Source organism: Streptomyces sp. NRRL F-525 (assembly GCF_000716605.1).
In the GTDB taxonomy this organism is placed as follows: domain Bacteria; phylum Actinomycetota; class Actinomycetes; order Streptomycetales; family Streptomycetaceae; genus Streptomyces.
On sequence record NZ_JNXE01000045.1, the window covers coordinates 39,868 to 56,219 of the forward strand.

At 69.4% G+C, this 16,352-nt stretch carries 10 protein-coding genes and 1 pseudogene; 7 read left to right on the forward strand and 4 right to left on the reverse strand.

Features of this window, described 5'->3' with window-relative positions; genetic code table 11:
• Positions 1–165 precede the first annotated feature (165 nt).
• Positions 166–1,659 carry a GTPase HflX gene (gene hflX / locus OO69_RS41800; RefSeq protein ID WP_033286200.1) on the forward strand — a complete coding sequence of 498 codons (1,494 nt, stop codon included), beginning with the start codon at positions 166–168 and terminating at the stop codon, positions 1,657–1,659.
• Between the two features lie 94 nt (positions 1,660–1,753).
• On the opposite strand, the pseudogene OO69_RS49075 reads toward hflX, so the two are convergent.
• Both OO69_RS49075 and OO69_RS41810 read right to left on the reverse strand, forming a co-directional pair.
• Positions 1,754–2,950, reverse strand: a pseudogene (locus OO69_RS49075) (trypsin-like serine peptidase).
• Positions 2,951–3,052: 102 nt separating this feature from the next.
• Positions 3,053–4,282 (reverse strand): trypsin-like serine peptidase, encoded by a 1,230-nt coding sequence (locus tag OO69_RS41810; RefSeq protein ID WP_033286201.1) that lies wholly within the window; start codon positions 4,280–4,282, stop codon positions 3,053–3,055.
• Between the two features lie 520 nt (positions 4,283–4,802).
• Between OO69_RS41810 and OO69_RS41815 the strand changes: the two genes are divergently transcribed.
• The 3 genes from OO69_RS41815 (at position 4,803) to OO69_RS41825 (ending at position 9,803) form a co-directional block, all read left to right on the forward strand.
• Complete coding sequence (locus OO69_RS41815) at positions 4,803–6,821, forward strand: IucA/IucC family protein (RefSeq protein ID WP_033286202.1); 2,019 nt, start codon at positions 4,803–4,805, stop codon at positions 6,819–6,821.
• Positions 6,822–6,886: 65 nt separating this feature from the next.
• Complete coding sequence (locus OO69_RS41820) at positions 6,887–7,621, forward strand: GNAT family N-acetyltransferase (protein ID WP_033286203.1); 735 nt, start codon at positions 6,887–6,889, stop codon at positions 7,619–7,621.
• 178 nt (positions 7,622–7,799) lie between these two features.
• Positions 7,800–9,803 (forward strand): ATP-dependent DNA helicase, encoded by a 2,004-nt coding sequence (locus OO69_RS41825; protein WP_033286204.1) that lies wholly within the window; start codon positions 7,800–7,802, stop codon positions 9,801–9,803.
• A gap of 139 nt (positions 9,804–9,942) precedes the next feature.
• Here OO69_RS41825 and lexA read toward each other — a convergent pair whose 3' ends face one another.
• Positions 9,943–10,722: a transcriptional repressor LexA gene (gene lexA / locus OO69_RS41830; RefSeq protein ID WP_026151025.1), complete on the reverse strand. Its 780-nt coding sequence runs from the start codon at positions 10,720–10,722 to the stop codon at positions 9,943–9,945.
• 564 nt (positions 10,723–11,286) lie between these two features.
• On the opposite strand from lexA, the gene nrdR reads away from it, so the two are divergent.
• The 3 genes from nrdR (at position 11,287) to OO69_RS41845 (ending at position 15,764) form a co-directional block, all read left to right on the forward strand.
• Positions 11,287–11,838, forward strand: coding sequence for a transcriptional regulator NrdR (nrdR, locus tag OO69_RS41835; protein WP_033286205.1), 552 nt, complete (start codon positions 11,287–11,289; stop codon positions 11,836–11,838).
• Between the two features lie 164 nt (positions 11,839–12,002).
• Complete coding sequence (locus tag OO69_RS41840) at positions 12,003–14,897, forward strand: vitamin B12-dependent ribonucleotide reductase (RefSeq protein ID WP_033286206.1); 2,895 nt, start codon at positions 12,003–12,005, stop codon at positions 14,895–14,897.
• 171 nt (positions 14,898–15,068) lie between these two features.
• On the forward strand, positions 15,069–15,764 hold the full coding sequence (locus OO69_RS41845; RefSeq protein WP_033286207.1) for a DUF6215 domain-containing protein: 696 nt from the start codon (positions 15,069–15,071) through the stop codon (positions 15,762–15,764).
• An 18-nt stretch (positions 15,765–15,782) separates the two neighbouring features.
• On the opposite strand, the gene OO69_RS41850 is transcribed toward OO69_RS41845, so the two are convergent.
• The gene (locus OO69_RS41850; RefSeq protein WP_033286219.1) at positions 15,783–16,316 is read right to left on the reverse strand and encodes a TerD family protein; all 534 of its coding nucleotides are present in this window, start codon (positions 16,314–16,316) and stop codon (positions 15,783–15,785) included.
• Positions 16,317–16,352 lie beyond the last annotated feature (36 nt).

Genomic DNA, 16,352 nt, shown 5'->3' on the forward strand with positions numbered 1-16,352 from the left:
CGGTCACGGGCAGTAAATAAGGCAGTGACGTGGCGATCCGCGCCGTGCGACCATCTTCAGGTCGGCGGCGCGGGTCACCGGGGTCACATCCGGCAGCCACCGGGAATCTCCGGAGGCGCTCGCACGTTATGACCTTTGCAGGAATCCCATCGACGTAAGGACCCAATGACCTCCTCTTCTTCCCCTTCCCAGGACACTGAGCGCTTGGCGCACGCCTACCCCGAAGGTCTTCGGGCCGATGCCCTGATGGAAGAGGACGTCGCCTGGAGCCACGAGATCGACGGAGAGCGGGACGGCGACCAGTTCGACCGCTCCGAGCGCGCGGCCCTGCGCCGTGTCGCCGGCCTCTCCACCGAGCTCGAGGACGTCACCGAGGTCGAGTACCGACAGCTCCGCCTGGAGCGCGTCGTACTCGTCGGCGTCTGGACCACGGGCACGGTGCAGGACGCGGACAACTCGCTCGCCGAGCTGGCCGCCCTCGCGGAGACCGCGGGCGCGCTCGTGCTCGACGGTGTCGTCCAGCGCCGCGACAAGCCGGACGCTGCCACCTACATCGGTTCCGGCAAGGCCAACGAACTGCGGGACATCGTCCTGGAGACCGGCGCCGACACCGTCATCTGCGACGGCGAGCTCAGCCCGGGCCAGCTGATCCACCTCGAAGACGTCGTCAAGGTCAAGGTCATCGACCGTACGGCCCTGATCCTCGACATCTTCGCCCAGCACGCCAAGTCCCGGGAGGGCAAGGCGCAGGTGGCGCTCGCGCAGATGCAGTACATGCTGCCGAGGCTGCGCGGCTGGGGTCAGTCGCTGTCCCGTCAGATGGGCGGCGGCTCGGGCGGCGGCCTCGCCACCCGTGGTCCCGGTGAGACCAAGATCGAGACGGACCGGCGTCGTATCCGCGAGAAGATGGCGAAGATGCGCCGGGAGATCGCGGACATGAAGACGGGCCGCGACATCAAGCGCCAGGAGCGTCGTCGCCACAAGGTGCCCTCGGTCGCGATCGCCGGTTACACCAACGCTGGAAAGTCGTCCCTGCTCAACCGCCTCACGGGCGCGGGCGTGCTGGTCGAGAACGCGCTGTTCGCGACCCTCGACCCGACCGTGCGCCGGGCCGAGACCCCGGGCGGACGGCTGTACACGCTGGTCGACACCGTCGGGTTCGTCCGGCACCTGCCGCACCACCTGGTCGAGGCGTTCCGCTCCACGATGGAGGAGGTCGGCGACGCCGACCTGATCCTGCACGTGGTGGACGGTTCGCACCCGGTCCCGGAGGAGCAGCTGGCCGCCGTACGCGAGGTGATCCGGGATGTCGGCGCCACGAAGGTGCCCGAGATCGTGATCATCAACAAGGCGGACGCGGCGGACCCGTTGACGCTCCAGCGGCTGATGCGGAACGAGAAGCGCTCCATCGCCGTCTCGGCCCGCACCGGCCAGGGCATCGCCGAGCTGCTCGCGCTCATCGACAGCGAACTGCCGCGCCCCTCGGTCGAGATCGAGGCGCTCGTGCCGTACACCCACGGCAAGCTGGTCGCCCGCGCCCACTCCGAGGGCGAGGTGATCTCCGAGGAGCACACCCCGGAGGGCACCCAGCTCAAGGTCCGGGTGCACGAGGAACTGGCGGCGGAACTCGCGCCGTACGTCCCGGCACCGCTGGCCTGACGGTCGTAGCACTGCAAGGTCACGGCAAGTCCGAAGGCCCGCCCCCAACTCTCTTCCCGGGGGCGGGCCTTCGGCGTGCACGCGTGCGTGCGGGTCAGCGGCCGCCGTACGTCCTGCTCATGTTCTGGTACAGCGACTCGGCGGTGGTGCCGAGTCGGGGGCCCGCGAGCCAGGTGTTGTCGGACGGGCCGATGGAGGTGTTGGAGACCAGCTCCGTCCTGCCGTCCACCACGCGGAACCAGCTGCCGCCGGACGAACCGCCGGTCATCGTGCAGCCGATGCGGTACATCGTCGGCAGGGCCGTGTCGAGCGACAACCGGCCTGGCCGGTCGAGGCACTTGAACATCTTCAGGCCGCTGTACGGCGGCGCGGCCGGGTAGCCCCAGGCGCCCATCGAGCCGGCCTAGGTCGCGGAGGGCGCCGAGAAGTCGACGTCGAGCGCGGCGCCGACCGTCTCCTCGATGGACTTGGCACCGGACTGCGGCTTCACATGGAGGATCGCGTAGTCGTACGCGGCACCCGCGCCGCCCGTCTCCGAACCGCCCTGGATCCACTGGTTCGACATCGACGCCCAGTCCGCCCACCACTGGCCGTAGGGAGCGATCTCCGACGCCGAGGCGTTGCTCAACTGGGAAGCGGATTCGCCGAGATCGTTGTACGAGGGCACGAACTCGATGTTGCGGTACCAGCCGCCGTCCTTGCCCGCGTGGACGCAATGGCCCGCCGTCCACACGAGGTTGGACCTGCCGGGGTGGTTGACGTCCTTGACGACCGTGCCGGAGCAGACCATCGAACCCTCGGGGGAGTCGAAGAAGACCTTCCCGACCGGGGCCGCGTTCTGGCGGTATGACGTCTTCTCGGCCGCGGCCTCGACAGGCGACGGCTCCGGGTCGTTGACGCCCTGGTCGGCGGCGGCGTCCTTCGTCGTGACCGTCTTGTCGGCCTCGTCGGCGGACTTCATCCGCTCGGGCTTCCACAGCCCCTTGATCACCGGATTGACGAAGTCCTCGGCCTCACTGAGCCACTTGTCCTTGTCCCAGTTCCTCCAGCCGCCGTCCGCCCACTTGTCGACGTCGACGCCGTGCGCCCTGAGCCTGTCGGCGACGGACGACGGAATCCGGACCTTGTCCTGGCCGGAGGCCTGAGTGGTGGTGGCGGCGGGCTTGTCGCTCGCGGAGTCGTCGCCGTTGCAGGCGGTCGCGGTGAGCGCCAGGGCCGCGACGAGCCCGGCGGCGGCCAGGCCGGTGCGCCGCCCGCGCCGAGACGAAGCGGGCGTGCCGTTCCGCGACACCCCACTATGCAGGGGGAGTTGGGGACGAACGCCGGTGAGGCGGTGAGGTTCCTGTGAGACACCCCGCCGAAGTCTGTCCCCCGGCTGTGCCCGCCGCCGCGCCTACTGGCCGGCGAACTTCTTGCTGACCGAGTCGTACACACCCTTGGCCACATCGCCGAGCCGCGGCCCCGCCAGCCAGCCCGAAGTCACCGGCCCGATCGAGGTGTTGGACACCAGCGTCGGCTTGCCGTCGGAGCCCGTCTCGACCCAGCCGCCACCGGACGAGCCGCCGGTCATGCTGCAGCCGATGCGGTACATCGTCGGGTCCGAGGCATTGATCGACAGCCGCCCCGGCTTGTCCGTGCACTGGTACAGCGTCGAACCGTCGTACGGCTTCGCCTCGGGGTAGCCGGTCGCCGTGATGTCGGGCACCTTCGGCACGGCGGGCGCGTTGAAGTTCACGGGCAGCGCCGAACCGACCGTCTCCTCAAGGGACTTGCCCCCGTTGCCCTTCTCGGGTGTCACATGGATCACGGCGTAGTCGTACGACGAACCCTGCCCGCCCGTCTCACCGCCCTGGTCGATCCACTGCTGCGAGGTCTGCGCCCAGTCACCCCACCAGACACCGTACGGAGCGACCTGGTCCCGGGGCGCGGTCTCCAACTGCGCTGCCTTCATACCGGCGTTGTTGTACGACGGCACGAACGCGATGTTGCGGTACCAGCCGCCCTTCTTGCCGGCGTGCACGCAATGGCCCGCCGTCCAGACCAAGTTGGACTTGCCCGGGTGCGCCGGGTCCTCCACGACCGTCGCCGAGCAGACCATCGTGCCCTCGGGGGAGTCGAAGAACACCTTGCCCGCCGTCGCCGCGTTGGCGTGGTACGTGGGCGACACGGCCTTCGCGTTCACCACCGCGGGCGTCGGGTCGGTCACGCCCTGGTCACCGGAGATGTCGTTGGTGTCGACGCCCGTGTCCGGGTCGTTGGCGTCGCGCATCCGGCCGGAACTCCACAGCCCCTTGATGATCGGGTTGATGTAGTCGTCGGCCTCGCGCAGCCAGTCGTCCTTGTTCCAGTTCTTCCAGGCGCCGCCCTTCCACTTGTCGATGTCGATCCCGTGCTCTTTGAGCTTGTCCCTGATGTCGTCCGGGATCTTGATCTTGCCGTCGCCGGTGTCACTGCTAGTGGCGGACGCGGTGGACTTGGCGTCGGCCTTCGTGTCACTGGAGCCGCACGCGGTCGCGGTGAGGGCGAGCGCCGAGGCGAGGGCAACCGCGGCCAGCGTGGGGGGTGTTCCGCGACGGACGCCCCTCCCACGACGGGCGGTGAAGGACGGCCGTATCGATCGCATGGTCTTGACTCCCCCTGGGTGAACGGATGTTGCGCTGCCGGCTGTCGTCTCAGCCGGAACGGCACCACACACTATGCGCTCGCTGTGGGGGACTTCCCACGGGACGGCAACGGTTCCGTCACGGCAAGGATCTTGGGACAACCCGTAACTCCGCGGGCGGTGCGGGGTTGGTAGCGAGGGAGCCTGCTGTCGACGCGCGGTGCCCTGCGCTTGTGCGGGCCGGCTTGGCGGTGTGTGTGCGGTGGGGCGGGAGGGCGGCCTTGGGGCGTCGGTCGGTGGGCGCGGGTGGTGCGAGAGCGTCCTGCGGACCCGCATCGGTACATCGACCGGCCCGCGCCGGTACGCCGACCGGTCGCTGCCGGCACGCCGGGGTGGCTGGCCCGGAAGCCGTAGCGCCTCCGGGCATCAACTCGGCTGACCTGCAGCACCAGTTGCAGAGCACTCGTGATCAACGCGCGCCAGAACACCGGGACTTGACCCCACGCGATTCCCACTCCGAAACACCTCCCGAGGAACAGTCTTGAACTCCACGCCCACTTCTGACGGCCACTCCCACGAGGCGAGCCCTCGGTACACGCAGACCCTCGCGGCGGCGTCGGCCGAGTCCGTTCCCCGGCAGCAGCCCCGGAGCCCGGAAGCAGGTCAGCCGCGCGGCGCGGCCGGCGACCTCCTGGAGCACCCCGACCCCCACACCGCCGCCCAGGCCGCAGCCGTCGAGAACCTCCTGCGCTGCTGGGTACGCGAAACGAACCTCGCCGCCCCCACCGACGGCACCCTCCGCATCCCCCTCCCCGCCAGCGGCACGGCCCTCCACGCGCAGGTCCACTACTGGTCCCCGACGGGCTGGCACCGCTTCGGCCTTCCGTGCCTGGCCGACGTTCCCCACGGGGCACCGCCCGCCGACGCTGTGACGGTCGCGGCATTGCTCGCCAGGGAGGCGGCGGTGCGTGACGGTGACTCCGCAACAGGCGCGGCGGCACTCGCAACGGCACCCGAAACCGTGACCGACCTGGTGGCCCGCGTGGCCGACTCCGTCCGTCGTACCGTCACCTTCGTCAGCGACCGCCGCGCACGCCCGGCCGACGGCCCCGATCGCTTCCTCTCCGCCGAACAGGCACTCCTGCTCGGCCACCCGTTGCACCCGACCCCGAAGAGCCGTGAGGGCCTCTCGGAGGCCGAAGCCCGTCTGTACTCACCGGAGTTGCGTGGCTCCTTCCCGCTGCACTGGCTGGCTGTCGCCCCTTCCGTACTGGCCACCGACTCGGCCTGGACCGAACGCGGCCGGCCTGTCCCTGCCGCTCACCTGACGACTCAACTCGCAGGCCCTGAGCTGCCGTTGCCCGAAGGGCATGCCGCTCTTCCCCTCCACCCGTGGCAGTGGCGCGATATCCAACACCGCGCCGATATCGCGGCCTTGCTCGACGCCGGCCTGATCCAGGACCTCGGCAGCCATGGCGCCCCGTGGCACCCCACCTCCTCCGTGCGGACCGTCCACCAATCCGGCGCCCCCGCCATGCTCAAGCTGTCCCTGGGCCTCCGCATCACCAACTCCCGCCGTGAGAACCTCCGCAAGGAACTCCACCGGGGCGTCGAGGTGCACCGCCTGCTGCGCACCGGCCTCTTCCAGCAGTGGCATGCCGCCCACCCGGGCTTCGACATCGTCCGCGACCCGGCCTGGCTGGCCGTCGACGCGTTGGACGAGTGCGGTGCCGACCGCGTCGGCCCTGACGAGCGGGACGCCCGGGTGCCCTTGGCCGGAATCGACGTGGTGATCCGGCACAACCCGTTCAGCGCGTCCGACGACGTGTCTTGCGTCGCCGGGCTCGTCGCGCTCCGGCCGTACGCCGGGCGGAGCGCCACCGTCGGCGGACCGGCGGCAGGCTCGCACACCAGCCACTCCGCGTCCGGCACACCGCTGTTGAGGTCCCGTCTGGCCGAGGTCGTCACGGGTCTCGCCGCGCGAACCGGCCGGTCGCGCGGAGCAGTCGCGGCCGAGTGGTTCCTGCGCTACCTGGAGCAGGTCGTCCGTCCCGTGCTGTGGCTGGACGGCGAGGCGGGGATCGCCCTGGAGGCGCACCAGCAGAACACCCTGCTCCTGCTGGACGGTGAGGGCTGGCCCGTGGGCGGCCGGTACCGCGACAACCAGGGCTACTACTTCCGCGCATCCCGGCGCGCGGAACTGGACGCACGGCTGCCCGGCATCGGCGAGCACAGCGACACGTTCGTCTCCGACGAGGTCACCGACGAACGCTTCGCGTACTACCTCGCGATCAACAACGTGCTCGGTCTCATCGGAGCGTTCGGTTCGCAACGTCTCGCCGACGAGCGGCTGTTGCTCTCCGCCTTCCGCCGCTTCCTCGGCGACGTGGCCTCCGGTCCCGCCCGGCTGCGCACCTCCCTGCCGGCCCGCCTGCTCGACTCACCCGTCCTGCGCTGCAAGGCCAACCTGCTGACCCGGCTGCACGGCCTCGACGAACTCGTCGGCCCGGTCGACACGCAGTCCGTCTACGTCACCGTCGCGAACCCTCTTCATTCCTGACCGCCACCAACTCCCTTCGCTCCTGGGGAACATGACCCACCCCATCTCCTGAGAGGAGTGCCACCGTGCCTCCCACCGATGTGAGCGCCGACACCGCGAGAGTCCCCGGTCCCACTCCGGGCACCGGCATCAGCCAGGGTTCCGGCACGGACGCCGAGGACACCCTCGACCTCCGTCTCCCGGAGGAGTTCATCGCGCTCCGCGTCGAGGCGGACGCGGCCGACCGCGACGATCTCCTCGACCGTGTCGGCGAGTGGGGGCGGATCCGTACTCCCGCAGGCGCCTTCCACCTCGTCCCGGTCCGATGCGAGCGCGACCTCCCCCTCATCAGCGGCTGGATGAACGACCCTGCAGTCGCGGAATTCTGGGAACTGGCCGGACCCCGGACCCTGACCGAGGACCACCTGCGCGCCCAACTCACCGGCGACGGACGCAGCGTCCCCTGTCTCGGGGTGCTGGACGGCACCCCGATGAGCTACTGGGAGATCTACCGGGCGGACCTCGACCCCCTGGCCCGCCACTACCCCGCCCGTCCGCACGACACCGGCATCCACCTCCTCATCGGCGACGTCGCCGACCGGGGCCGGGGGCTGGGTGGCACGCTCCTGCGGGCCGTCGCCGACCTCGTACTCGACAAGCGCCCCGCCTGCGCTCGCGTCGTCGCCGAACCGGACCTTCGCAACACCCGCTCCGTAGCCGCTTTCCTGAGCGCCGGTTTCCGGTTCTCCGCCGAGGTCGACCTGCCCGCCAAGCGGGCCGCCCTCATGGTCAGGGACCGTTCCGTGCGCGATCTGCTGTGACCGAACCGGTCCTGACCCGAATCGGTCATCACCGGCACTGAACCGATCCCAGTCGGCGCCGCACCGATCGGGACCGGGCGGAACCAGCCCTGGTCCGAAAGCCTCGACGTCTTGATCCACCCCCTTCCCCAGCCGTGATCGCCCCGCTGTCAGTCCCGCCCCGTAGGCTGGTCGCGCTATGACGAAGCCCTCACTCCCCGAACTCCTGCATGCTGCCGTCACTGCCGTCGGCGGTTCGGAGCGCCCCGGCCAGGTGACCATGGCCGAAGCCGTCGCGGAGGCGATCGACGACGGCTCCCATCTGCTGGTCCAGGCCGGCACCGGCACCGGAAAGTCGCTCGGCTACCTCGTGCCCGCGCTCGCGCACGGGGAGCGGGTGGTCGTGGCGACCGCCACGCTCGCGCTCCAGCGCCAGCTGGTGGAGCGCGACCTGCCGCGCACGGTCGACGCCCTGCATCCCCTGCTGCGCCGCCGCCCCCAGTACGCGATGCTCAAGGGCAGGTCGAACTACCTGTGTCTGCACCGCCTCCACGAGGGCATGCCGCAGGACGAGGAGGAGGGCCTCTTCGACCAGTTCGAGGCGGCCGCCCCCACCAGCAAGCTGGGCCAGGACCTGCTGCGGCTGCGCGACTGGACGGACGAGACCGAGACCGGCGACCGGGACGACCTCACGCCCGGAGTCTCCGACCGCGCGTGGGCGCAGATCTCGGTGTCCTCCCGGGAGTGCCTGGGCGCCCAGAAGTGCGCCTACGGGGCGGAGTGTTTCGCGGAGGCGGCCCGCGAGCGCGCCAAGCTCGCCGACGTCGTCGTCACGAACCACGCGCTGCTCGCGATCGATGCCATTGAGGGTGCCCCCGTCCTCCCGCAGCACGAGGTGCTGATCGTCGACGAGGCGCATGAACTGGTCTCCCGGGTCACCGGAGTCGCCACCGGTGAGCTCACCCCGGGACAGGTCAACCGCGCGGTGCGCCGTGCGGCGAAGCTGGCCAACGAGAAGGCCGCCGACCAGCTCCAGACCGCCGCCGAGGGCTTCGAGCGGCTGATGGAGCTCGCCCTGCCGGGCCGCCTGGAGGAGATCCCGGAGGACCTCGGTTACGCCCTCATGGCGCTCCGCGACGCCTGCCGTACGGTGATCTCCGCGATCGGCGCCACCCGCGACAAGTCCGTGCAGGACGAGGACGCGGTCCGCAAGCAGGCGCTGGCCTCCGTGGAGAGCGTCCACGACGTGGCGGAGCGGATCACCAACGGTTCCGAGTGGGACGTGGTCTGGTACGAACGCCACGACCGCTTCGGCGCCTCCCTGCGCGTCGCCCCCATGTCCGTGTCGGGCCTGCTGAGGGAGAAACTCTTCACGGACCGCTCGGTGACCCTGACCTCCGCGACCCTGAAGCTCGGCGGCGACTTCAACGGAGTGGGCGCCTCCCTGGGCCTCGCCCCCGAAGGCACCGCCGGCGACGACCTGCCGCACTGGAAGGGCGTCGACGTGGGCTCGCCCTTCGACTACCCGAAGCAGGGCATCCTGTACGTCGCCAAGCACCTCGCGCGCCCCGCGCGGGACGGCGACCGGGCCGACATGCTGGACGAGTTGACGGAGTTGATCCAGGCGGCCGGCGGTCGCACCCTGGGCCTCTTCTCCTCGATGCGGGGCGCCCAGCTCGCCGCAGAGGAGCTGCGCTCCCGCATCCCGGAGTACCCGATCCTGCTCCAGGGCGAGGAGACGCTCGGCGAGCTGATCAAGAACTTCGCGGCCGACCCCAAGACCTGCCTATTCGGCACGCTGTCGCTCTGGCAGGGCGTCGACGTCCCCGGCGCCAGCTGCCAGCTCGTCGTCATGGACAAGATCCCGTTCCCGCGCCCGGACGACCCGCTGATGAGCGCCCGCCAGAAGGCGGTTGAGGACGCGGGGGGCAACGGCTTCATGGCGGTGGCCGCCACGCACGCGGCGCTTCTCATGGCCCAGGGAGCCGGCCGTCTCGTCCGCGCGTCGGGGGACCGGGGCGTGGTCGCCGTCCTCGACCAGCGGCTGGCGACCGCCCGCTACGGCAGCTATCTCAAGGCGTCACTGCCCGACTTCTGGTACACCACGGACCGCAACCAGGCCCGGAGGTCGCTGGCCGCGATCGACGCGAAGGCGAAGCAGGAGGAAGCGGAACCGACGCAGGAGGCGGCCGAATCGGAGTGATCCGGGAGGGGGTCGGTCCGGCGCCGCTGGACCGACCCGCGTACGCCCGGATCCGGACAGCACAGGACCCCGGAACCGGCGCAGGGGTCCCGGGGTCCGGTCAGGGGGCCGGGCCGATGAGGCCCGCCCGCCGCAGCCGTCACACGCGCCGCAGCACTGCCACCACCTTGCCGAGGATCGTCGCGTCGTCGCCGGGGATCGGCTCGTAGGCCGAGTTGTGCGGGAGGAGCCAGACGTGGCCGTCCTCGCGCTTGAAGCGCTTGACGGTGGCCTCGCCCTCGAGCATGGCGGCGACGATGTCGCCGTTCTCGGCGACCGGTTGGCGGCGCACGGTGACCCAGTCGCCGTCACAGATCGCGGCCTCGATCATCGAGTCACCGACGACCTTGAGGACGAACAGCTCACCGTCACCGACCAGTTGGCGGGGGAGGGGGAAGACGTCCTCGACCGACTCCTCGGCGAGGATCGGGCCACCGGCGGCGATCCGGCCCACCAGGGGGACGTACGACGCGGCGGGCTTGCCCGCGGTGTCCGTGGGCTGCACCGACGAGGACTGGTCGCTGCCGCGGACCTCGTACGCGCGCGGGCGGTGCGGGTCGCGGCGCAGGAAGCCCTTGCGCTCCAGTGCCATCAGCTGGTGTGCGACCGAGGATGTGCTGGACAGGCCGACGGCCTGGCCGATCTCGCGCATCGACGGCGGGTAGCCCCGTCGCTGCACCGAGTCCCTGATGACCTCGATCACCCGGCGCTGCCGGTCCGTGAGCCCCGAGCTGTCCGCCCGGATACCGGGAGGTCGGCCCGGCAGGGAGCGCTTGTGTCCCTCGGGATTCGCGGCTTCGTTCATTGCATGCACCGGCTCGAGTCGGCCCTGGGAGCGATCCTGGGCAGTGATGGTGGCACTGTCTGCGGTGGTGGTCACGTCGGCCCCTCTCGATGGTCTCCCTGCTGGACAACGGTAGTTGCTTTCGAAAGGTTGCGCCAAACACACGTTCGAGTGAAAAAGTGCAGATAGCCTGTCGCGATCACGCGTCTGGGTGTATGGCCAACGCGGCACCTGCCGGACAAAAGAGCTCATTGTTGTACTCTTCGCCGCCGTGGTGGTGACCTCGTGAGTTGTCGCCTCAGTCTGCCACCCGGTGTCCCGGCGGTCGGGGGCCGGTCCCGTTCTGTGCGGGAGCCCCACGTCTCCTCCGTGCCGCGCTCACGGTATCTCCGTAAGTGGCCTGGCGGTACGGCTGTGCGCCCGCGTGTTCGGGGTGACGGGACGGTCGTATGGCACATGCCAATACGGCGCGACACGCGCGTGCGGCGTGTTTGTGTGAGCCAATCACCACATCTAGTGGTTGGATTGCGGCAGCAGCCCAGAAGTTGTGGTCCCCCGGGTCTTCAGAGTCTCGGTCATCGCCTATGCTTGGGGCTGCTTCGAGAGGCCCAAGGGGTCTCACGAGGCTATTGAGTCTGCTGCGAGGGAGGGTTGGAGACCATGCACTGCCCCTTCTGCAGGCACCCCGACAGCCGTGTCGTCGACAGCCGTACGACCGATGACGGCACGTCGATCCGCCGGCGCCGCCAGTGCCCTGACTGCTCCCGTCGTTTCACGACCGTGGAGACGTGCTCGCTCATGGTGGTCAAGCGGTCCGGAGTCACCGAGCCTTTCAGCCGTACCAAGGTCATCAACGGTGTGCGCAAGGCATGCCAGGGACGGCCTGTCACCGAGGACGCACTCGCCCAGCTCGGCCAGCGGGTCGAAGAAGCGGTGCGGGCCACCGGAAGCGCCGAACTGACCACCCATGACGTCGGGCTGGCCATACTCGGCCCGTTGCAGGAGCTCGACCTCGTCGCCTATCTGCGATTCGCCTCCGTCTACAGGGCGTTCAACTCCCTTGAGGACTTCGAGGCCGCGATCGTGGAGCTGCGCGAAGTGACCCCCGGCCCCGCCGCGGACGACGAAGACGCGGCATCGGGGAGCCAGGAAGACGACGGCGGGACCGGAGGGACTGTTCAAGTCCCCGTGCCCGCCCACTCCGCCGACTGACCGACGGGCCGGAACCGGGCGGAGACCCCGGGTCCGGCCGGGCGGCGGCGAACCAGGACTTGTCGCGGGGCCATGAGCTGTGGGCGCCCGCGGCATCAGACAAACACTCTGCCACGGGAACATCGTGGCATTTTCAGGCGTTTTCGCCTGTAGAGGGAGGCGGCATGACAGAGACGGCGAGCGGTCCGGCACGAGGTTCCCGCGCGAAGGGCACCAAGGCCACCAAGGGACTGCGCATCGAGCGTATTCACACCACCCCCGGCGTGCACCCGTACGACGAGGTGGAGTGGGAGCGTCGTGACGTCGTCATGACCAACTGGCGCGACGGCTCGGTCAATTTCGAGCAGCGTGGCGTCGAGTTCCCCGCCGAATGGGCGGTGAACGCGGTCAACATCGTCACCAGCAAGTACTTCCGCGGTGCCGTGGGCACCCCGCAGCGCGAGGTGAGCCTCAAGCAGCTCATCGACCGCATCGTGAAGACGTATCGGAAGGCCGGCGAGGACCACAAGTACTTCGCCTCGCCCGCCGACGCCGAGATCTTCGAGCACGAGCTGGCGTACGCCCTCCTGCACCAGGTCTTCAGCTTCAACAGCCCCGTGTGGTTCAACGTCGGGACCCCGCAGCCCCAGCAGGTCTCCGCCTGCTTCATCCTGGCCGTCGACGACTCCATGGAGTCCATCCTCGACTGGTACAAGGAAGAGGGCATGATCTTCAAGGGCGGCTCCGGCGCCGGCCTGAACCTCTCCCGCATCCGCTCCTCCAAGGAGCTGCTCTCCTCAGGTGGCAACGCCTCGGGTCCGGTCTCCTTCATGCGCGGCGCCGACGCCTCCGCGGGCACCATCAAGTCCGGTGGCGCCACCCGCCGCGCGGCCAAGATGGTCATCCTGGACGTCGACCACCCCGACATCGAGGACTTCATCCAGACCAAGGTCAAGGAAGAAGAGAAGATCCGCGCCCTCCGTGACGCGGGCTTCGACATGGACCTGGGCGGCGACGACATCACGTCGGTGCAGTACCAGAACGCCAACAACTCGGTCCGTGTGAACGACACGTTCATGAAGGCCGTGGAGAACGGCGACAAGTTCGGCCTGACGTCCCGCATGACCGGCGAGGTCATCGAGGAGGTCGACGCCAAGGAGCTCTTCCGCAAGATGGCCGAGGCCGCCTGGGCCTGCGCCGACCCGGGCATCCAGTACGACGACACCATCAACCAGTGGCACACGTGCCCGGAGTCCGGCCGTATCAACGGCTCGAACCCCTGCAGCGAGTACATGCACCTGGACAACACGTCCTGCAATCTCGCCTCGCTGAACCTGATGAAGTTCCTGAAGGACGACGGCAAGGGCCTCCAGTCCTTCGAGGTCGAGCGCTTCGCCAAGGTCGTCGAGCTCGTCATCACCGCGATGGACATCTCCATCTGCTTCGCGGACTTCCCGACGCAGAAGATCGGCGAGAACACGCGCGCGTTCCGCCAGCTCGGCATCGGCTACGCCAACCTCGGCGCCCTGCTGATGGCGACGGGCCACGCGTACGACTCCGACGGCGGCCGTGCCCTCGCCGGTGCCATCACCTCCCTGATGACCGGCACGTCGTACAAGCGCTCCGCCGAACTCGCAGCGGTCGTCGGCCCGTACGACGGCTACGCCCGCAACGAGCAGCCGCACCTGCGCGTCATGAAGCAGCACGCCGACGCCAACGCCGTGGCCCCGCGCGCGGACGACCTGGACACGCCGATCTGGGCCGCGGCCACGGAGTCCTGGCAGGACGTACTGCGCCTCGGCGAGAAGAACGGTTTCCGTAACTCGCAGGCGTCCGTCATCGCCCCGACCGGCACCATCGGTCTCGCGATGTCCTGCGACACCACCGGCCTTGAGCCCGACCTCGCCCTGGTCAAGTTCAAGAAGCTGGTCGGCGGCGGCTCGATGCAGATCGTCAACGGCACCGTCCCGCAGGCCCTGCGTCGCATGGGCTACCAGGAGGAGCAGATCGAGGCGATCGTCGCCCACATCGCCGACAACGGCAATGTGATCGACGCCCCGGGCCTCAAGCAGGAGCACTACGAGGTGTTCGACTGCGCCATGGGCGAGCGCTCCATCTCCGCCATGGGCCACGTCCGCATGATGGCCGCCATCCAGCCCTGGATCTCCGGCGCGCTCTCCAAGACGGTCAACCTGCCGGAGACGGCGACCGTCGAGGACGTCGAAGAGGTCTACTTCGAGGCGTGGAAGCTGGGCGTCAAGGCGCTCGCGATCTACCGCGACAACTGCAAGGTCGGCCAGCCCCTCTCCGCGAAGACCAAGGAGAAGGAGAAGGTCGAGGTCACGGCCAAGGCCGAGGAGACCATCCGCACCGCGGTCGAGAAGGTCGTCGAGTACCGCCCCGTCCGCAAGCGTCTCCCCAAGGGCCGCCCGGGCATCACGACCTCCTTCACGGTCGGCGGCGCCGAGGGCTACATGACCGCCAACTCCTACCCGGACGACGGTCTCGGCGAGGTCTTCCTGAAGATGTCGAAGCAGGGCTCCACCCTCGCGGGCATGATGGACGCCTTCTCGATCGCCGTCTCCGTGGGCCTGCAGTACGGCGTGCCCCTGGAGACGTACGTCTCGAAGTTCACGAACATGCGCTTCGAGCCGGCCGGTATGACGGACGACCCGGACGTGCGGATGGCGCAGTCGATCGTCGACTACATCTTCCGTCGCCTGGCGCTCGACTTCCTGCCCTTCGAGACGCGCTCCGCGCTCGGCATCCACTCCGCCGAGGAGCGCCAGCGTCACCTGGACACCGGTTCGTACGAGCCGACGGCGGACGAGGTCGACGTGGAGGGCCTGGCCCAGTCGGCGCCGCGCGCCCAGGAGTTGAAGGCGGTGGCCGCGCCGAAGGCCGTCGCCGAGGCGGTCAAGCCCGCCCCGCAGCAGGCGCACACCAGCGCCGAGCTGGTGGAGATGCAGCTGGGCATCCAGGCCGACGCCCCGCTCTGCTTCTCCTGCGGTACGAAGATGCAGCGGGCCGGTTCCTGCTACATCTGCGAGGGATGCGGATCGACCAGCGGCTGCAGCTGAGCCAGGGCATCTGCTTGAAGTGAACTAGCTGGTCAGGGCGGTGGAGTCGGTATCCCGGCTTCGCCGCCCTCGGCGTTTCCCGCCCCGGGGCGAATCCGGTTTCCCAGCGGAACGATCAGCGGTTAATCTCCCTCAGCGCGCATAGGCCGCGCACAGGGGAGGGTGGGGGACATGGTCGACGAATCCGTCGAACTCGAAAGACGTAGGAGTGCGGGGGCCCAGGCAGTCGCGGCAGTGGTCGTCGTCGGCGGTGTCGTGGGCGGTATGTGGGGACTTGGGGGAGTCCTGCCGAAGACGTCGGCGCAGGACAGTAAACCGGCGACCTGCTCGGCGAGCACCGATGGCACCCTGCCGGCGAAGTACGCCTCGCCGACGGCGCTGTGCACGGCGCTGAACCGTACGGATCTGCCGGTGCTGCTGGGGACTCCGGACGAGCACGCGGTGACCGCCTCGGGCAGCGCGGGCTGGATGACGCTGGCGGGCGGCACCAAGATCGCCAGTCCCGAGGCCGACGTGGACCTGAAGACGTACTCCGTGCGGCTGTCGGCGTCCTACGACGACATTCCCGTCGCCGAGGCGGCCCGCTATGTGGACTCGACGTCGCAGCTGAAGTCGATCCTGGGGCACCCGGCCGTTCTCTACTCGGACCGGACCATCGCCATCAGCTTCAACCTCGGCGGAGGCAAGGCCAGTACGGGCCCAGGGGGCGTCGCCCGCAGCCTGCTGGTCTCCGCGAGCGGGAAGGACGGCGGCGACTCCTTCGAGATATCCATCTGGCGTCAGGACGACGTGCCGCCCGACGACGAGGCGCTGTTCCGCATCGCCGAGGAGGTGCTGCCGACGGTCCCGGGCTGGACCGCCGGCTGACGCGCCGTCCGCGACGGGTCAGGGCTGCTGCGCCCTGCCCATCGTCCTGATGAAGGTCGCGGGGTCGTCCTCGAAGCCCCGGATGCCGGGATGGAAGTCCCAGCTTCCGGACTCGTCGCGGACGAACTCCCCGGCCGTCGCCGCCGTCGCACCGAGGACGTCACCGAAGTCGTCCTCGGTGAGGACGGTGTACCCCTCCCGGATGCGCAGCTTCGGGTTGAGGACATTGACGAACGTGCGGTGGGCGACCCGCTGTTGGATGACGACACCGACCACCACGCGCGCGTACCGCTCGGAGAGCCGGTCGAGCTCCAGGGTCATGACCTCGTCCCAGCCGAAGCCCTTGCCGTCCTTGCTGTCCCGGTTGAGATAGATGGTGCCGTCGGGCGAGCGGCTGTCGAAGTGCACCGCGTACGCGGGAGCGCCGTACAGATCGCCCGCCACATACGTGGTGGCGACGATGTCCAGATCGACGGGCGGCTGCCCGGTGGGACTCGGATCCCACTGGAGCCCGACTTCGGCCTTGCGGATCCCCTTGTTGAGGCCGTTCACCACAGTTCCCCTTCCCCGTTCGCCTCGATCGCGCGC

Excerpts from the sequence above, each read along its gene's own strand:
- hflX (WP_033286200.1), top strand. The coding sequence starts at position 166 with ATGACCTCCTCTTCTTCCCCTTCCCAGGACACTGAGCGCTTGGCGCAC.
- OO69_RS41810 (WP_033286201.1), bottom strand. The coding sequence starts at position 4,282 with ATGCGATCGATACGGCCGTCCTTCACCGCCCGTCGTGGGAGGGGCGTC.
- OO69_RS41825 (WP_033286204.1), top strand. The coding sequence starts at position 7,800 with ATGACGAAGCCCTCACTCCCCGAACTCCTGCATGCTGCCGTCACTGCC.
- nrdR (WP_033286205.1), top strand. The coding sequence starts at position 11,287 with ATGCACTGCCCCTTCTGCAGGCACCCCGACAGCCGTGTCGTCGACAGC.
- OO69_RS41840 (WP_033286206.1), top strand. The coding sequence starts at position 12,003 with ATGACAGAGACGGCGAGCGGTCCGGCACGAGGTTCCCGCGCGAAGGGC.
- OO69_RS41845 (WP_033286207.1), top strand. The coding sequence starts at position 15,069 with ATGGTCGACGAATCCGTCGAACTCGAAAGACGTAGGAGTGCGGGGGCC.